General features: G+C 52.5%; 13 protein-coding genes. All 13 read left to right on the forward strand.

Going from position 1 to position 18424, the window contains the following annotated elements; genetic code table 11:
* Positions 1 to 435, forward strand: a 435-nt coding sequence (locus ENN40_03660) for a hypothetical protein (GenBank protein ID HDP94440.1), incomplete at its 5' end; no start/stop codon positions are given.
* A gap of 47 nt (positions 436 to 482) precedes the next feature.
* A complete protein-coding gene (locus ENN40_03665; GenBank protein ID HDP94441.1) occupies positions 483 to 3179 on the forward strand; it encodes a glycosyltransferase in 2697 nt (898 codons plus the stop codon).
* On the forward strand, positions 3172 to 4518 hold the full coding sequence (locus ENN40_03670; protein ID HDP94442.1) for a glycosyltransferase family 2 protein: 1347 nt from the start codon (positions 3172 to 3174) through the stop codon (positions 4516 to 4518). The genes ENN40_03665 and ENN40_03670 overlap by 8 nt, the downstream gene beginning before the upstream one ends.
* 81 nt (positions 4519 to 4599) lie before the next feature.
* The gene (locus ENN40_03675; protein ID HDP94443.1) at positions 4600 to 5823 is read left to right on the forward strand and encodes a methyltransferase domain-containing protein; all 1224 of its coding nucleotides are present in this window, start codon (positions 4600 to 4602) and stop codon (positions 5821 to 5823) included.
* A complete protein-coding gene (locus tag ENN40_03680; GenBank protein ID HDP94444.1) occupies positions 5781 to 6731 on the forward strand; it encodes a glycosyltransferase in 951 nt (316 codons plus the stop codon). Before ENN40_03675 ends, ENN40_03680 begins: the two co-directional genes overlap by 43 nt.
* The gene (locus ENN40_03685; GenBank protein ID HDP94445.1) at positions 6728 to 7525 is read left to right on the forward strand and encodes a hypothetical protein; all 798 of its coding nucleotides are present in this window, start codon (positions 6728 to 6730) and stop codon (positions 7523 to 7525) included. The genes ENN40_03680 and ENN40_03685 overlap by 4 nt, the downstream gene beginning before the upstream one ends.
* A 79-nt stretch (positions 7526 to 7604) precedes the next feature.
* Complete coding sequence (locus ENN40_03690; GenBank protein HDP94446.1) at positions 7605 to 8339, forward strand: hypothetical protein; 735 nt, start codon at positions 7605 to 7607, stop codon at positions 8337 to 8339.
* Positions 8340 to 8652: 313 nt separating this feature from the next.
* A complete protein-coding gene (locus ENN40_03695) occupies positions 8653 to 11886 on the forward strand; it encodes a hypothetical protein (protein HDP94447.1) in 3234 nt (1077 codons plus the stop codon).
* A 349-nt stretch (positions 11887 to 12235) separates the two neighbouring features.
* On the forward strand, positions 12236 to 13846 hold the full coding sequence (locus ENN40_03700; GenBank protein ID HDP94448.1) for a hypothetical protein: 1611 nt from the start codon (positions 12236 to 12238) through the stop codon (positions 13844 to 13846).
* Positions 13843 to 15177, forward strand: a complete 1335-nt coding sequence (locus ENN40_03705) for a hypothetical protein (protein HDP94449.1) — start codon at positions 13843 to 13845, stop codon at positions 15175 to 15177. The genes ENN40_03700 and ENN40_03705 overlap by 4 nt, the downstream gene beginning before the upstream one ends.
* Positions 15178 to 15232: 55 nt before the next feature.
* A complete protein-coding gene (locus ENN40_03710; GenBank protein HDP94450.1) occupies positions 15233 to 15883 on the forward strand; it encodes a hypothetical protein in 651 nt (216 codons plus the stop codon).
* Between the two features lie 60 nt (positions 15884 to 15943).
* A complete protein-coding gene (locus tag ENN40_03715; protein HDP94451.1) occupies positions 15944 to 17326 on the forward strand; it encodes a hypothetical protein in 1383 nt (460 codons plus the stop codon).
* Between the two features lie 7 nt (positions 17327 to 17333).
* Positions 17334 to 18326: a glycosyltransferase gene (locus ENN40_03720; GenBank protein HDP94452.1), complete on the forward strand. Its 993-nt coding sequence runs from the start codon at positions 17334 to 17336 to the stop codon at positions 18324 to 18326.
* Positions 18327 to 18424: the final 98 nt, after the last annotated feature.

Consider the following 18424-nt stretch of genomic DNA (forward strand, 5'->3'; position numbering starts at 1 on the left):
ACCGCTCGCTGGGGAAACAAAAAAATTGAAATCAAGGATTTTTGCCTGCTTGATGCTGTCGGAAACCGCAGCCGCGTGTTCGACAAGAACAGCGTAATGGAGATCCGCGTGACGTACAAGATGAACCAGAGACAGGATTTTTGTTTGGGCCTGGCCATCAAATCCAGCAACGACTTCCTGCTATGCGGGCCCAACATCAAGTTGGCGTGTGATCAACTGCAAGATGAAGGTTCAGTCAGCTACGTCATCCCCCAACTGCCTTTTAATGAAGGGGAGTTCAATGTGGATCTGGCGATTTACGACACCGACCTGGTGGAAGCCTGCGAGCATATCAACAATGCCCTGCATTTCACCGTGCGCAAACACACCTTGAGGGATATGGGCTTTTTTGATCTGGCCGGCGAGTGGCGAATCGGGGAGGGGGCATGCGGTTGAGTTTCATTGGCGGGGGAGGACCTGCCGGCTGCCGCGGCTCTTGATCCATGTTGAAATCTCTACTGGACAGATTTTTTCACTCCGGACTGACTGAATTTGATTTGTTGGAGCGCTATCTGTTTTGCCTTTACTTTCTGGAATCATTTTTCGCTGGAAAAAGGCCATGTATCCTGGATGTGGGCGGCATGCTACTTAACCGCCGGAAGGAGCCCGTATCACCGCTGCGTTTCCTTTTTCCCGACAGCGTTGTGTTGGATATCAAAGATTCTGTTTATCAACCCGGTTATGTGGTGGGAGACGGCAGAAAACTTCCGTTCAGAGACAACCATTTTGATGTCGCGATCTCCATGGACACATTGGAACACATCGCGCCCGGAGATCGCTCCGGTTTCCTGGCTGAAATGGTGCGGGTATCCCGGCAAGCCGTATTGATTGCATTTCCCTTTGATTCTCCACTGAATGCACAAGTCGACCAATCACTGCTTGACGCCAGTCGCCGCATGTTTAAACAGGAGTTTGTCGAATTCCGACAACATGTCCACAACGGCCTGCCAAACCTCGATGGTACCTGCAACAAGTTGCGGGCCCTGACCGGCAATGATGTCTGGAAGAGAGAAATGGGTTCTCTCAGCAATTTCCTGCACTATTTCTTTTTCCGCTACTATTTTTACGGATTGCGGGATCGTGACAAGTTGACTCAATTGGAAACCCATTTCTTCAGCCATTTCTATGCCGCCAACGTGGATCAAGGCCCTTTTTACCGCACCTTTGTTTTCGCCTCCAAAGGAGAATCGGAACCGGATACAGCTCGGGCAACACGTTTGTTTGATGCGTTTGTGGCGGAAATGAAAAGCCTAGGTTCCACTACCGACTTATCCGGCTCAATGCCGGCGGTGCTGAAAGGATACAACCACTTGCTGTCCCGATATGGTCCCAGGGAAAAGATCTGCGCCGTGGTCCTCTACAGGGGGGAGCTGGCCGTCTCTGATGTGTGCATCTCCCTGGACCATATTGTGACCCAGAAATTGGTTGAACAGGAATTTGAGGTGGTTGTTATCTATCCGGCCGGGAAAGATATGGTCGATCTGGAATCGCGCTACCCCCAGGCGCGGTTTTTGCCGATTCATCCGGAAGAAAAGCTGGTGCAAAAGATTCTGGCCATCTCCAACGCGGACTACTACTACACGATCTCGGAAGACAATGTCACCTATACCGAGTCTATAAACCAGTTTTACCGGATGCTCAACTCCGCGGAACCGGCTGATTACATTGAGCTTTCCCTGGAAGGTCCGGACGGTCTGAACAGAACGGATACGCGATGCTTGACCATGGTCAACACCTTTGTCCGTCGCACCTGCTTTGCCCAGGCCGTTCACCTGGACGAATCGGATGTTGTCCATTTCAGGCAAGTGATCTTGGGGTATACCCTGAACGCTTACCGCAAATACCATCACCTTCATGTCCGGGGCAAGATCGTGTTTGCCACTCACCTGTATCACCCGGCCACGGGCGGAGCGGAAACCCTGGCCAAAAGCATGGCGGAAACCTGCGTGCGTGAGGGCTATACGGTCTCGGTGGTCACCTCCTGCGCCCATTCCACCGAGGCGTTTTTTCTCTCGGACAAGCGGCGAATTACACCGGAGCAGGAGATTATTTCAGGCGTTGATATCAAACGGGTGCCGTTCTCCCGCCGTTTCAGACTGGGCTTAAACGGACTGGCCGCTTTGTCCAACCGCGTCAAATTCCCTTTCAGCCATCGCATCCGCATCATGCGCTTCGGCCCGCGCAGCCGCCACTATCTGCAACCAATACTGGATGAAAAGCCGGACCTGGTCGTCGGCATTCCCTTTCCTACGTGGAACGTCCACTATGCACGCAAAGCGGCAAAGATATTGCGGGTCCCCTTTGTGTTGGTACCCTGTTTTCACATTGCCGATCCGTTCAGTTTTCACAACAAATTCCTGTATCGCATTCTCAGTGAAGCGGATGCGGTCATCGCTTTAACTGAAACGGAACGGCATTTTTTCATGTCCCAGGTGGGCATCCCGGGCGACCGCGTTCACGTGATTCCCCCGGGTGTGGAATTGGAGGATGGTGGTGCTCCACCGGATAAAGAAAGTCTGCGCAAACAGATGGGAATTCGTGAAACGAACGTGGTCTTGCACCTCGGGCAGCATGGCGGTCATAAAAAGATTGTTGAATTGATCCGCGCCATGCAGCATGTGTTTGATGTGCTGCCCGACACCGCCTTGGTGATTGCCGGCGGCACCACGGAGTATACGCCGGTGATCAAGCGTGAAGCGGCACGCAGGTTGGGTCGTCACACGAATGGGAATGTCTACTTCTTCGACGATTTTTCCGACAATCAGAAAGAGAAGTTGTATCAACTTTCAGACTTGTTTGTGTCTCTTTCGGAGCATGAGTCGTTCGGGATTGTGTTTATTGAGGCCATGAAATACGGCCTGCCCATAATCGGCAGCGTTTTTTCCGTAGCGCGTTCGTTGATCGCGGATCACAAGAACGGCTTCCTGGTCAATCCATCCGATCCGGCGGGGGTGGGGGGTGTGGTGGTTGAACTGCTCAAGGACCGGCAAGTCCTGCAAAAATACGCACGGAATTCTCGACTCAGAGTGGAAAATGAGTTTGAGAATCGTATCGTGGCCAACAAAGTATTGACCCTAATGAACGGCTTGTTACGAAGCCCGCGGGGAGAGAAGAACGTACCGGGAGATTTTTGTGGATAAGCGCCTAATCGGGCCGGATGAAGTGGTGAGGTGCAATCCGCAATATCGGCTTGTCAATGAAGGCAGTGCGCAGTTTTTCGAGAATTGTGAAACCGGCGGCCGCATCCTTACTGATGCAATCGGAAAAACAATTTTCAATCGGCTTGCGGCCAATGCCGCAGAGCTACAAAAGAAGTTTGAGGAAAGCGGAACCCTGGTTTCCGTACACCTGTTGCGCTATTACCTGCATCTTCTCTGTGCGGCCGGGATCGCTTGCCTTGATAATGATTCGCAAACGGTCTTGGCCAATACCCGGCAACTCGCGCGTGCCTATCGCGTCAGTTGCGTAATCGTGACCTATAACAGCATGCGTTTTATCGGCGCCAATCTACAATCCCTGTTCGAGCAGACGGTAAAGCCTTACGAAGTGATTGTCAGCGATAATGGATCCCGTGACGGCACATTGGAATTTATCCGCCAGCACTACCCGCGGGTAACCGTGGTTGAAAACAAACGCAACCTGCATTATACGGGAGCCGTTAATGCCGGCGCGCGGCGGACGTCGGGAGACATGATTCTCATTTTAAACGACGATGTGGTCATGGATGCAAACTTCCTGGCTCAATTGCTGTTGCGTTTTGAAGCCGAGGTGGACCCATCAGATGTGGTTGGGGTTACCCCCCAGATTCGCCTGCACAAGACCCCCGGTTTTACCAACGGTATCGGCAACGTGGTGCGCAATCACGGTTGGGGCGCGGACAATTTTTTCGGCGTGGTGGATGTGGGTCAGTTTGAAGGTATGAGAACCACGGCTTCAGCCTGTTTCGCTGCTGTGTTAATCAAGAAAGAAGCCTGGGAGAAAGTAGGCGAAATGGATGAGAATTTTCAATTCTACGATGATGTGGACTGGAGCTTCCGCGCCCACATGCGGGGATTGCGCTGGCTGGTTGCCCCCAGGGCACTAATATATCATGCGTTCGGTGGCACCTACCCGTCCGGCGGGAAAATCACCTTGGTGGTAAAAAGCCGGCAGCGTTTTGTACTAAAGAACCTGAGCGGCAGGATCATGCTCAGTTTTTTTCGCAATTACCTGAAGGAAGACTGGCGCAACCTGATGCTGTTCATGCGCAACCGGCGCTTGACCTTTCTTCGCTATCTGGTTGCTTATGCCAAATTGATGGGGCAACTGCCCGGTCTGATTGCCTACCGCCTGACGCACCGCAGGCCGAAGAAAGCAGACATCATCGAATTTGATCAAAAGAGTCCTCCACTGGTGGTATTTGCGGATGCGAAAAACCGCCCGATACTGAACGCGGGCGTGATCCGGAGTTACTACTATTATCTGGGGCTTGATGAATAAAGCCGGTATTTTTCGTGAGAAGGTCCACGAATCATTTTTCGGGAGGCATGAAATGATGTTGCTTTCGGGGTTAGACAAGCGATGAGGTTATCCTTGCTGCGCTTTCTGAAATGTCCGGCCTGTAGTGGGCGTTTGACGTTCATGTCGATGGAAGCCCCGGGCCTGGAGCACAAAGGCAAGTACGTGATTCTGGACAACCATTCCGCCAACCAGGAAACCATTCAATTCAGCCGGTACCTGGTTGAAATGAAAGTAAACGCGGAGTTTTCTTATCCGGGTGAAGAGGATGAGTTCCGCCAGGGCCTGCTTGCCTGCGGCGATTGTGGCCGTTGGTATCCCCTGGAAAACTACATCCCGGAATTGTTGCCGGACCATCTCCGCGATTGGCGGCGGGACCTGGTGTGGCTGCAGGATCACGAAACACGCATCGGCAGTGACCTGCGGCAGCGCTTGCAGTCCTGTTCAGAAGCTTTTATGAACGATTTGTCCGATATCCAGGATACAGGCTCTCATTACAAGAACTCTGAAATCCACATCGACAAAAAGGTGGATGGTGCGGATTTTTTTGGCCCCGGGTACTATTCCCCCTTCTATTTTTACGATGTGGACTTCACGCTGCATCAACTCCGGCGCTTTGCCAATGTGGCGCCCTTGTTGGAGCTGCAAAAGGGACATGTGGTGTTGGATATGGGGGTGGGGTATGCGTGGACCACCGAGTGGTTGATGAAGATCGGGGTGGAACCGATCGGCATCGACATCTGCCGTACCTATATGGACGTGGGCATCAAACGTATGGGGGCCAAACGGCCCCATTTGGTGGTAGGTGATGTGGAATTTCTGCCCATCCGCGACCAGGCGGTAGATGCCGTGTTGTGCTACGATGCGTTTCACCATGTCCCGGACCGCAAAAAGGCGATGGCCTGTTTCTTTGCCGCCCTGAAACCGATGGGCAAAGTGGTCCTGGCGGAACCCAACGGCCGGCATGAGCACGCGGAAATTTCCAAGCAGGTAATGAAAAAATACGGTATTCTGGAAAAAGGCATGGAACTGGAAGATATTCGCAATTACTGCGAAGATCTTGGGCCCACGGAGGCGGAACAGCATTTCATCCTTAAAGTCACTTCGCATGAACTGGGGGCAACCGTAACCCAGGATTTCATTGAATCCCTGAACTTCGTGGACGAGAGCCTTTACCGGGTGTGGAAAGGAAAACCCGTACATGCAAAAACCGCCGGGAAAGTGCCTGTGGGTAGAGGCAAAAGATGGGTAAAGAGAATGCTGTCCAGACTTGGAGCGGGCAGGTAACCGGAAAAATGCTGAACAGTAAAATGGTTCGTTGGGGGCGGAAGGTGCGCAACCTCTTTTACACCCTGAAGATCAGAACCTGGGAGCCGCTTGAACGCAGCGGGTACAAGCTTTGGATGAACATTCGGCATCTTCCGCGGTCGCCGAAGATCAGCGTGGTCATGCCCGTTTTCAACATTGAACCGGAGCTTCTGGAAAAAGCGGTTAAATCTGTTGAACGTCAGGTGTATCCCCATTGGGAATTGTGCATGGCGGATGACGGGTCTACGGATCCCCGGGTCCGGGCCACCCTGGAAAGACTGCGTGAAAATGAGCCGCGGATTCGCGTGATGTATCTGGAACAGAACCAGGGCATTTCCGGGGCATCCAACGCTGCTTTGAGCCTGGCTTCAGGAGAGTATTTGGCGTTTCTGGATCACGATGATGAGCTTCATCCCCTGGCGCTATACAAAGCGGCGCGTGTGATCAACAAACACCCGCAAACAGACCTGATCTTTTCAGACGAAGACAAGCTGACCATGGACGGCCAAAGGCGTGATGTGGTACGCAAGCCCGGCTGGTCACCGGATTTGTTTTTGACCTACAATTATCTTTGTCACCTGGTGGTGTGCCGCAAGGCGTTGGTGGATCAGGTGGAGGGATTTCGCAAAGGATTTGAAGGCAGCCAAGACTACGACCTGCTGTTGCGGATTACAGAGCGGACAGATCGCATCCGCTACATTCCCAGAGTACTTTACCATTGGCGCATGATTCCCGGTTCCGCCGCCCAGGTGGTGGATGCCAAGGGGTATGCGTTTGCGCGTTCCAAGCAGGCCTTGCGGGAAGCCATGGCGCGTCGAGGTATAGAGGCCGAGGTTGTGGACGGTGAATCCCCGGGTACTTTCAAGGTAATTGCGAAACCTTCATGAAATTTCCTGGAAAGTCGCAGCCGGCAATTCCCCAGCCTGGGGCGATTGGATCAGCATGCATCCTTTTGGTGGTCCTGATCGTTGTCGGGAACGGCTGCACGGGGACGAATCTCCGTCAATTGAACCGCACGGATTCCCCTGACGCGTACCGGGTTGTGCGCATTTCAAAAACTGCATCAGCACGTGAAGTCAAGGCGCGATTGTTTCGTTTGGCGGCAAAAGAAGCCGCAGGGTCAAGACGTGTCCATATCGTCGGGCTGTATCACTCCCGTGTGCAACGGGCAATGAATCATTGGGATACCGATCTGATTCTGCGCGGCGAGCGCGTTTGGGGCGGGGTATTGGCGATATTTGATTCCCGGGGGGAATTAAGCATGTGGCTCCATGAACCCTTCCATCGGGACCGGTACATCAGCCGAAGGTACGGCATCCTGGAGGCCGGCCGCTGGCGGATGGACCGCGGTACACGCTTGATGCGATTCCTCTATTTCCGCAACGGGGTTCCGCCGCGGCCGGATTGGCAGCCCTGGCTGGAGCAGGACATCACTCTGCTGAGTCGGAATTTTAGCCAGGTCCGGGTGCTGGTTTTCGCCAACCGCACGGAGTGCCGCCGCTTTGCTTCTAGTGAAAACCGGCGCTCGCGTTTGTTGATGGCGGCCATATCTCCCGCTCCACGGGAAACTTTTCTAAAACCTTCTGATTCAGTTTACGGGTATTGGATTTTCAGCGGCCGGCGTGCCCCTGAGGGCGGATGGTCCGGGAGTTGGCGGCGTGTTCTTCCGGCAATCCGTTAACCGCTATTCTGAGCCATGACTGTTAATGGCAAGTGCCTGCAGTCTGTGGAGATGGTATTGTGAGTCTGGAGATAGAGCCATGACAAAAGATGAAGTCATCCACAGAATGGAGCGGATGCTCTGGTACCACACCGTTGAATTGGCGCCGGGTGTGGTGACACCGGGTCAATACGATCACAGGCCATTGCTGCACCATTACGGCATTCCTGAAGATCTATCCGGAAAAACCGTGCTGGACGTGGGTCCGGCACATGGCTTTTTCGCTTTTGAGTTTGAGAGGCGCAAGGCCGCCCGCGTGGTAACGCTGGAACTGGAGAAGTGGACGGATCATGACGTCAGTCCGTTTCTTAGGGAACGCTTCATGGCTGACAACATGAATGAAATCCGCAGAGAATACCTGAATGAAGCGCTGGCTTTCGCCATTCAAGTAAAGCAATCCGGGGTGGAGCAGAGATCCGGCAATATTTACGACCTGGATCCACACAAAACAGGTATATTTGACATTACGTTCTGCGGCAGTTTGCTGGTTCACCTCACCGACCCTTTACGTGCCCTTTACGCATTGCGCGGTGTTACTCGTGAAATGGCAATCCTGTCTACTGTAATCCACAACGACGAACCCACGGATCAAGCGGTGGCCCGCTTCATCGGCAGAGTGGATTCAGAGGCGTTCTGGATCCCCAACATGTGCTGTCTGAAAGAGATGGCACTGGCGGCCGGATTTTCGCATGTCGAGGAAGTCTCGACATTCAACCTGGCCAGCGTGGACAAAGAGTTCAACTCCCTTCACGGCACGATCAAAGCCCATGTTTAGCCTGCATTTCTCACAACGATCTGCTGCAATGGCGGATATGGCCGCATTGACTGTGTTATGCTCGGTCATTCTTCTCAGCCATAGCGCTGCTATGCCTTCGCAGAATTCCGGTCGCATGCCTTATCACTACAACCATCTGCGCCATTTCGCGACAATCCTTGTGAGAAATACAGGCTAGTATATTTGGGTCCAGGTGATCCAATTATACTTTGGCTTGGACAGCGTCCGGTTGAATGTTTCCGCAATCTATACTAAACTACTATGGTCTTATTTACAGGATCAGAGTCTGAATTTGTCTTGGATGAGAAAATAGATGAAACAATCGACACTGATTATCATGCTTTTGTTTGCAGCGGGATCGGCATTCGCGCAGATCTCGGTGACTTCTCCGGCTGCAGTTGAGGTGGTTCGTTCGGCGTTGGAATATTCGGCGGAGACGATTCAGGACCCGTGGGACATGAACGCGCGTACGGATTTCAGTTGGTTTGTTTTTGACCAGGTATCCGGATCCAGGTCCAATCTATCCGATATCAGTTTCTCGAGTTCGGTTTTTTCTGCCAAAGCCACATCAGCTGATCCCAATATCTACATACTGGAAACACCGATGCCGGGCACCTGTAACCTGGGCCGGACCGGAGCCGGGTTTCCCATCGATGCGGATACCTACACCAAGCTGGCGATGCGCATGAAGTTAAGCGCTGACAGCATCGGCCAGTTCTTCTGGAGTAAAGGGACCATTTACGACAATTTCACCTGGTCCAATGGTTTTTCCACTGATGCCGGCTGGCGGTATTATCTGATCGATCTGGTCGCGCTGGGTGCCGGCGGGGAGGCATACGGCAATCCCCCCGAACCCTGGAACGGTACGGTGACGGCATTTCGCCTGGATCCGGGAAACAGCCAGGTGGACATGGATATCGACTGGATCAAGCTGGTCAAGGAAGAGCCGTCACTGTATCGCAGTGTGCAGTGGACCGGAGCGGCTGGTAACGTAGACATCTATCTGGACAACGACCAGAATGCCGCAAACGGCTGCCTGGGGATGGTGGCCTGCAATATCAGCGGAAATTCCTACAACCTCTATGTCGGGGCGCTGTCACCGGAAACCATTTACTACGTCGGGGTGGCGGAACACGGCAGCAGCACTTTGGCTTATTCAAGCGGGTATTTCCAGGTGAACGACATACCGGTGTTGAGCTTTATTTCCCCGGGTGCTGAAGGCGGAGAAGATTTCGCCGAAGTGAAATTGGGGGATGGTTGGGATATGGATTCGCTGAACGATATCGATACCACCGAGTACATTACCAACTTGGGAATCCAGAATGTGAGCGCGGAAGACCTTGAGGGCAATTCCCTGGGGAGTGTCCGGGTTCTGAAGGGAACCAGCGTGGCGTCAACGTCACCCGCTGTGGGGGATCCCATGGTGTTTTTGTTGCACGAAAATTTTCGGGGAACGGATACACCCATTGAAAGTGACAAATATCGCATCCTGGTGCTAAAGATGGGGTTGCCCGGGAACTGGGACCTGGTAGGAGGTTCTGTCGCTCGCGTGGTGTGGCGCCTGCTGGGCGAAAGCGAATCCAATGTATCGAAAGATATTGTTGTCCGGCATAAAAACCCGACCCCGGTAATCAACGCCATCATTGCGGACATGAAAACACTGCCCCTGGAAGAAGGGGCCGGAAGTCCCTCTCACTCCGGATGGAACGGGCTGATCGGCCGTTTCCGCATCGACCCACACGAGTTTTCAGATCCCAAGGATTTTTATATCCAGAGTGTCAAACTGGCGGCTTTCGAACGCGCGGATGCCACCTATACCATCCGCTGGAGTTATGCGGACAATCTCTCCACATCCGCCACTCTGGCTTTCTATTACGATACGGATCATTCCGGGTTTGACGGCGTAGAGATCGTTTCCGGTCTGGACCCCAATTCCGGAGAATACACCTGGAACACTTCCGCATTGCCCGAGGGCGAGGTCCATATTTACGCCGTCTACTCAGACGGCATGAACAGCAACCGCACCTATGCGCCCTGGCCGATCGTGGTTGAACACGCTGCTGTTGGGGAAGCGATCCTGGCTTTGAATCGCGATCTGCTCTATTTCGGCGCGATCCAGGGGTTCGTTCACACAAAGCCGCAAAGAATCCTGATTGACAATATCGGCAGCGGAACCATGAGCTGGACGGCCACCTCTTTGAATGATTGGGTCGGTGTAACTCCGGGATCAGGCACGAATTCGGGAGTCGTGGAGATCAGTATCAATCCAGCCGGATTGAGTGTCGGCAACCATCTGGGTTATGTGCGCATCGCCGCGGACGAGGCAACGAATTCGCCCCTGGTAATTACTGTGAATACAACTGTTTATGCGGATATGTCAAGTACGATCGGCCCTTGGGGCACCATGGATATTCCCGATCAGGGCGCTGTTGTTTACGGCAACATCCCCGTTTCAGGCTGGGCCCTTGACGAGATTGAAGTGGAACAGGTCCAGATCTGGCGGGATCCGATCAGCGGCGAACCGGTTCATGCCAACGGGTATGTCTATGTCGGCGATGCGGTTTTTGTCGAGGGGGCGCGTCCCGACGTGGAAACCGCTTATCCCGGTTATCCCCTGAACTACCGGGCCGGCTGGGGCTACATGCTCTTGACCAACTTTTTGCCCAACAGCGGCAACGGCACGTTTGTGCTTCGTGCCATTGCCACCGACAAGGAAGGCCGAACCGCTGAAATCGGTTCCAAGTGGATTGTTGCAGACAACGCAAGCGCGGTGAAACCGTTCGGCACGATCGATACGCCGGCCCAGGGCGGAGTGACATCGGGCAATTCATATGTAAACTTCGGCTGGGCGTTGACGCCGCAGCCGAACATGATTCCCACGGACGGTTCAACCATTACGGTGTGGCTCAACAGCGTACCGCTGGCAGGTCACGTGAACTACAACCACTATCGTGAAGATATTGCCACCCTGTTTCCGGGATATGCCAACTCGAACGGCGCAGTGGGATTTTACGTATTGGATACCACGGCCTATGCCAACGGTGTTCACAACATCGCCTGGAGCGTGACCGATAATGACGGAAATACGGATGGCATCGGTTCGCGCTTCTTTTCAATTGTGAACACGGCGGCTCCGGGATCGACATCAACCGCCAACACCGTTCAGGGAATGGGCACAATTCCCACCATGGAGCAGTTAAAAATGATGTTGCCGGACCTGTCGGCGGTCAAGGTGGAGGACCACTCACGCATGGACGGCGGTCGCCTGGTGTGCGCGTCCGGTGAATTCAACCAGGTTGTACTTTCCACCCGGGTGATGGAAGGCGTAACCGTTGACCTGAACCCCGACCAGCGGCCTGACGCCCGCTTCAGTGGTTACCTGCAGGTGGGAGATGAGCTGCGGCGGTTGCCCATCGGTTCGACGCTGGACACGCAAAACGCCACATTCTACTGGCGCCCCGGTCCCGGGTTCTACGGCGCCTACGATTTGGTGTTTATCGACAACAACCACAAGCTGGTGAAACGGATAAGAATTGCGGTAAGGTAGGCGAGGGGCACGGGGCGGCCCCCATGGCCGCCCTGTAGAATGTAGAACGTAGAAAGTAGAAGGGGCACGGTTAGAGGCGATTGGCCTGTGGCAAGGGAACGCCTGCCCTACTTTCTACCTTCTACCGGTTGATGGCGAAGGGTGCTGGATGCTTGGGTGATTTTCTCAACCTGAGCCTTACCTTCAACCTTATATCTTGAGTGACATTTTTGCCTGCTCTTGGAATGAATCCACCTGACAGAGTGGAAGCCGGTATGCTACAATGGCAACGGATTTCAAGGTGATGGGGATAACAATCGCCGGGTGAGAATGTGAGAAATACGGGGCTAGAGGTCAAGTGATATAACGCATGAAATTTGGCAAGTTAACAGTTCCTCTCGCGGTTGCTGCCGGCCTCTTGTTGGTCTTGCTGAGCCTGCCTCAGATCCGATTCACCTATCATTATGCTTTGGGGAGTTATTTTCATTTTTTAGAGAAGGATGTGACCCAATCGACCCAGCATTTTAGTAATCTTTTTGCCAATCCCCGCATGACCGGCGAGGACAACCTGGCTGTCATGCTGAACTCCTACGGATACGGCATGCTGCGCCAACAGGCACAAAGCGGTGAGCCGATTCCAAAGGACGACCTGGACAGATTGCTGGACGAATTTCCCGACAACATCTACTTGAACGGCCTCTATCCCGGCAGGGGCAAAGCGGATGCCGTGGTTGAGAACCTTGATCCGGTTTCATTCCTTTGCCTTGAAGATCAACAGATCAATGAATTGTCCAGCCAAGTGATCCGGTCCTATGCCGAGCGCGATGAGTTGTCCGAGCCGTGGCTGAAGCGGCTCATGCGTTTTCTCTACTGGCGGGGGAACCGTTCGCTGATGCAGGAATTGCGGTCACTTGGGGTTGCGGACGGGGCGTTCTCACAACCAGAGGGACCACCTGAAAGACTTTCTTTCCCCAGCCTGGTTGGCGCCTATTTCGGGAGTGAACGGGAATCGTTGTCCCGCGAGTTAAGTGATCTGCTCGAAAATGAAACGGGGGTTGAGGCTCAGGTGCAGACCCAGTTGCAAAAAGACGGGCAATACCGTGCCCTCGCCCGAAGATATGCTGAACTTCAGAAAAGCATCCGCGAGATGAAGGAGTTCTATAAAATGGGCTACCCCAAATTGGCCCAGGCGGTGGAGCAGGCCGGAAAGATACGTGTGGAACTGCGCAAAATGGAGGCGGATCAGCGCGAACAACTTAAAGAAAGAATCCAGGCAGGAATCCGTGGCAACCAGCAACGATTGGCATGGATCCGAGAGGCATTGTCCCATCTGCCGGAAGATACGGCAGCAGAAAGCCGGCGCCACACTTCCCGGATCGTGCATCAACAAGTATCTCCTGCCGCGGCCTGTTTAGGGGAAGCATGGAAAGAACAATTGGAGGGGATCGACCTGGAAACGCTGTTTTTTGAGGACTTTGCCAACGAAAGTTGGCAGGAAAACACCTTTTGGATCATGCGCTCAAACCGCAAGCCCTATTCCCGGGGATCTTTTTTTGGTGATCGGGACGGTTCCGCGTTCCGCATCCTGGGGTTTTTCAGTCAACGTCAGGCGGGTGAGAGCTCAAGCTGGGGGGGGATTTATGTCCGGGAGAATATCAAAGCCCGTGCCGGTGTGTACGCAGTAATGCTTACGTATCAGACCGGGGTTGACGACCCGGCCCCCCTGTTCTGGGTGAAACGCGGGTTGCCGACTTTCAAGTTGCCTGTTACGGCAAACAAATGGTTTACCGCTGTGATTCTGGTCTCTGTGCAGCCTCAAGACGACGATGAGGCCGTTTTGCGGCCGCTGGTCCGCATCACGAGCCCAGGAGATCTGCGTGTTGATGAATTGAAGGTCATGAAGGTTACGGAAGAGTCATTTCATAACCTGAATTGGGTGTTCTGGGTGGCGGCGATGACTCAGGAGGAGGACTCCGGATGATGTGCAAGCGCCGGTTCTTTGCGTTCGTACCGCCGGCACTCCTGGTGCTGACCATGGTTCTCTACATGATCCTGATTCCCCCATTTCAAAATCCCGATGAGGTGCAGCACTTTGCCGGCATCCTCACCAACCTTTATCCCCAGGAGGAATTTGTAAGGCTTGAAAAGGAGTTGCTTTACTTTCTGTGGGAAACAAAATGGTTTGTGTACGTGGGCATCGGTCAGCCCGACCGTCCACCCGCGGGTTTTCACGAGATTGCGTTTATCAACGATGTCATGGGCAGTTTCGGGGCGGTTGGGCGCGGTTCGAGCTTTTTTCATACGGCTTATGCTTTGCTTTTGCGACCGTTCAAATGGTTGGACCTGCACCGCCTGTTTTTCCTGGCCCGCTTCTTGTCGTTGCTCTTCAGCCTGTTGACCCTGTCTTTGATTTATTCTTTTCTGCGTGGCCGGCTTGAAGGGGTAGAGGAATGGACGCTCTGGCCGCTGCTGATGATTCCGCAATTGCTGGTGGCAGGCACAGCGGTCAACTACGATATACTCGCCGTTTTGTTCGGCACGCTTTTTTTCCCGGCATTGTTCCATCTGAAAGATCGGTTTTCCTGGGCATGGTTGGTGCTTTTGCTGCTGGGATTGTTCGGTTCGCTGTTTTCCAAGAAAGGGGGCTGGCTGTTTTTCCTGTTCCTTGCCCTGGGCGTTGTCCTGGGCCGCTTCAATCGCAGGCGTTTTGTGCACTTCGGGTTGGTTGTCAGCCTGGTTTTCGTGGTCTTTTCCTGGGTGAACTACCTACTGCCGGGAAAGATGTTTGCATTATACCAATATCTTTTTTCCGGCATCAATCGCCTGTATGAACCCATGTGTCAATCCGACCTCACTTTCGGGCTGTTTCCTTTTGGCCTGGTGATCTTTAAGAGCTTTTTTGCCACCATCGGCTGGATGGTTTTTGAGATCGGCAGCCTATGGTACGTTGTGTTTTTTTTGTTTTGCGCCGCCGCTGCCTGGGGATGGTTCCGGGACCGGCGCGAAAACCATAAGCTTGATGAATTCATTTTCATTGCCCTGGTGATCGGGGGGCAATTTGCGGCCACATGGCAGTACTACGGCGAGAGGGGCGTGCTGGCGCAGGGACGTTACTTTTTCCCCCTGTCCATTTTGTTTTTTTACATCTTGGTAACCGGTCTGCGCGCGCTTGATAGGCGGGCCTTTCAGAAGAGGGAAATCTTTTTCAAGGCGTTCATGGTCTTCAACATCCTGGCGAATCTCTATCTCATTTTGGGCCAGGTGATTCCCCTGTTCTATCTGTCTTTTTCCTCTCCTTACCAGGGGTTGTGATGAAAACCGGGTATCACCCGCATTTATAATGCCAAAAATCAAAGTGGAGGTTGTTTTGAAGCGTGTGCGCGATCTGATGGCCAGGTTGGGCAACAAATGGCTCTATGGGGTCTTATTGGCATTGTTTGCGGGTTTGCTGTTTTTCCCCAAGTACTATGATGTGCTGGATACCGGTTTTTATATGAACCAGGTCCCCTCGCCGATCATGACGCCTGACAAAACAATTGTACAGGAATTCAGCGTCAACGGTCCGTTGAGCCGCCTGGATATCCGCTTTGGCACTTACGACAACACCCCGCGGGGCACCCTGCGCTTGCGCATCCGCAAATCAACATCGATTGTGTTCGAAAAGGAAATCCCCGGCAATCGCATTCGCAACAACTGGATGACTTCTTTTCCGGTTTCACCTCGGCTGCCGGCAGGGAACTACCGCTTGATTCTTCAGTTTCTCCCGGCAGACGAAAAAGACAAGCTTAGTGTCTGGATAACCCACAATGATCGCTATTCAAGGGGAAGACTGTTTATCAACCAATCTCTTCAATCAGGCGACCTGGCATTTCGCGCTTATTACCGTTCGCGGCTGTTGGCAGGTCTGCGTACGTTTCTGCAGCGGTTTCATGTTCTACCGGGCTATGCTATAGTGCTGTTACTTGTGTTATGGTTTTTTTTCGGCATTCTGGCTCTGTACGGGGTGTGCAAGAGATGATGGAAACAAGGACTGTTGGCTACGGGAATGTTTTTACCCTACCATTTGTATTGATTCGATATGCATAAGTATTACCTGAAAAAAACCGGCATTTTTTCTATCCTTTTTCTTGCGGACGCCTTGTTTTTGTATTTTTTGCTGCTTTGTTCCTGGATTGTTCGCGACGGGCTGCTTCGGATCGGGATCCTGGAGTCGACCGGCACGATTCCGTTTCACTATTTCAATCAGCACTACCTGCCGTTGGTCGGTTTCAGCCTGTTTGTTTTCCTGACCCAATCCTTGTATTTCTCACGCTCCAGTTTTTTTGACGAGTACAAAAAGATCATCAAGTCAGCGTTGATTCTGATCCTCTTTTGGGGGTTTTTTGTTTTTGCTTTGAAATTGAGTGACGTTTATTCGCGAGTGCTTTCGTTCTTGTTTTTCGTGCTGATTATGTTTGTGTTTCCGTTATACCGCAAACACTTGAAAGCATTGCTGTACAGATTGCGGATTTGGCAGAAGGAAGTGCTGATCATTGGTGATTGTTATCCCCAAAATCTGAAAGTCATTCTGGGTGATCCAATCCTGGGTTACCGGGCTCAGTTTCATGAGGCAAAGAATTTAAATGAAGTCAAGAAAATTCTCGAGCAATATTCGCCAGGCCTATCCGCTGATTTGCTGTTTTCGTTCGAGAAGATCCGGATTCGTGATCTTGAGGGAATAGTTAAAAAGATAGAGTTCAATTTTGAGACCATCAAGATTTTCGGTGGTTTTTCGCAGCTCATGAGGTACATTCTGCTTGTTGAATCCAACTTGCCCTTTAATTTCTTTGTGGTCAAACGCAATCTCTTGAAGCCGTACAATCGTGTTATTAAAAGGGTTTTTGACTTTTTTGTAAGTTTGGCGCTCGGGGTATTGTTTTTGCCATTGTTTGTTTTGGTGGTTCTGGCCTTATTGGTTTTCAACCGCGGGAAAGTTTTTTATGTCCAGGAACGTGTGGGGTATCGTGGCCGGAAATTCAAGATGTTGAAGTTCAGGAGCATGTACGATGATTCCGCTGAAATTTTGGAACAATTCCTGAAAGCCAACCCGCTGAAGCAAGCAGAATGGGATCGTTACCGCAAGTTCAAAAAAGGTGACCCCCGGGTCACACCATTCGGCAGAATTCTGCGAAAATTTAGTTTTGACGAGCTGCCTCAGATTCTCAATATTCTCAAGGGGGAGATGTCGGTGTGTGGCCCCCGCCCATACCTTAAAGACGAGATCATCAACAATGGGACCGAGATGGAAATTCTGGCTTATGCCAAACCCGGTTTGACCGGCTTGTGGCAGATCCTGGGTCGTAATGAAGTTGATTTTGAGCATCGCATTCTAATCGATGAGTATTATATCCGCAATTGGGATTTCTGGTTGGATCTGTTTATCTTGACCCGCACCCCCTTCTCCATGATGAAGGGATACTGATTCCAGTATGGTTGTTTGTGCACAGCGGTCTTTTGTGGCGGACCCGGCTCAAAGATTTGTTTTAAAGAAAATGAAGCTCGTGGTTATCGTGGTCAACTGGAACGGGGGAGAGAAGTTGACCCGATGCCTTGATTCCCTTCAGGCGGGATTGCGGGGTTTGGATTTTGCCTGTGTCGTGGTGGATAATGCCTCCACTGACGGCAGCGATGCGCAGATTGAAACCCGTTATCCCTGGGTCCGCCTGCTAAGAAGCGCCGTCAATGCCGGGTACGGTGTCGGCAACAACAAGGCCCTGGCTTATATGCACGAAAACAACTGGAATGGAGATTACGTCTTTTTTCTCAACAACGATACCGAACTGGAAGAGTCGGGATTCTCAAGCCTGGTTGAATTTATGGATCTCCACCCGGATGTAGCCGCCCTGACGCCGGTGCTGGTCGAGAGCGATGGCAGCTTTCAGATCGGTGTGGGGGGGCGGAAATTCACCTGGTTCCAGATTTTTGCGCACTTCTTTTTTCTCAACCGCCTGCCCTTTCTGGGGCATTTGGGGATCAACCTGAACCAGGCCCGTTTTGCGCACGGCAAAAAAGTCGTGGACTTGGATTGGATTTCAGGAACCGCGATGCTGACGCGAAGCCGCATGATCGGCGATGACGCATTGTTTCCCCCGGAGTACTTCATGTACTTTGAAGACCTGGTCGTCAGTGAAAAATTAAGCCAGTGGGGGCGCTTGGTTTACCATCCCGGGTACCGAATCCGCCACCACCGCCGCCACCATGAACGCAACCTGGAGTACTATTTTCATTCGTTGCATCAATACCTGGAATCCCGGGGTTTTGGTCCAATAAAGATGCGGATCACCCGCGCGACCATTTACTTTGGACTTGGCTTGCGTCGTGTCATGTTCGGCCTCCTGGCTGCAATCAAGCCATCCCATAAGCAATCTCTGAACACCATCACCAGGCAGATGACGGCATTGCGCAACCATTGGTGCCCTTAGCCTGCTTCGCGATAATCCCTGTGAGAACTGCAGGCTGGCCCGCATTTCTCGCAACGATCTGCTGCAATGGCGGCGTCGGCCAATACCGAAATTGATTC

Source organism: Candidatus Aminicenantes bacterium, assembly GCA_011049425.1.
GTDB lineage: Bacteria > Acidobacteriota > Aminicenantia > UBA2199 > UBA2199 > UBA876.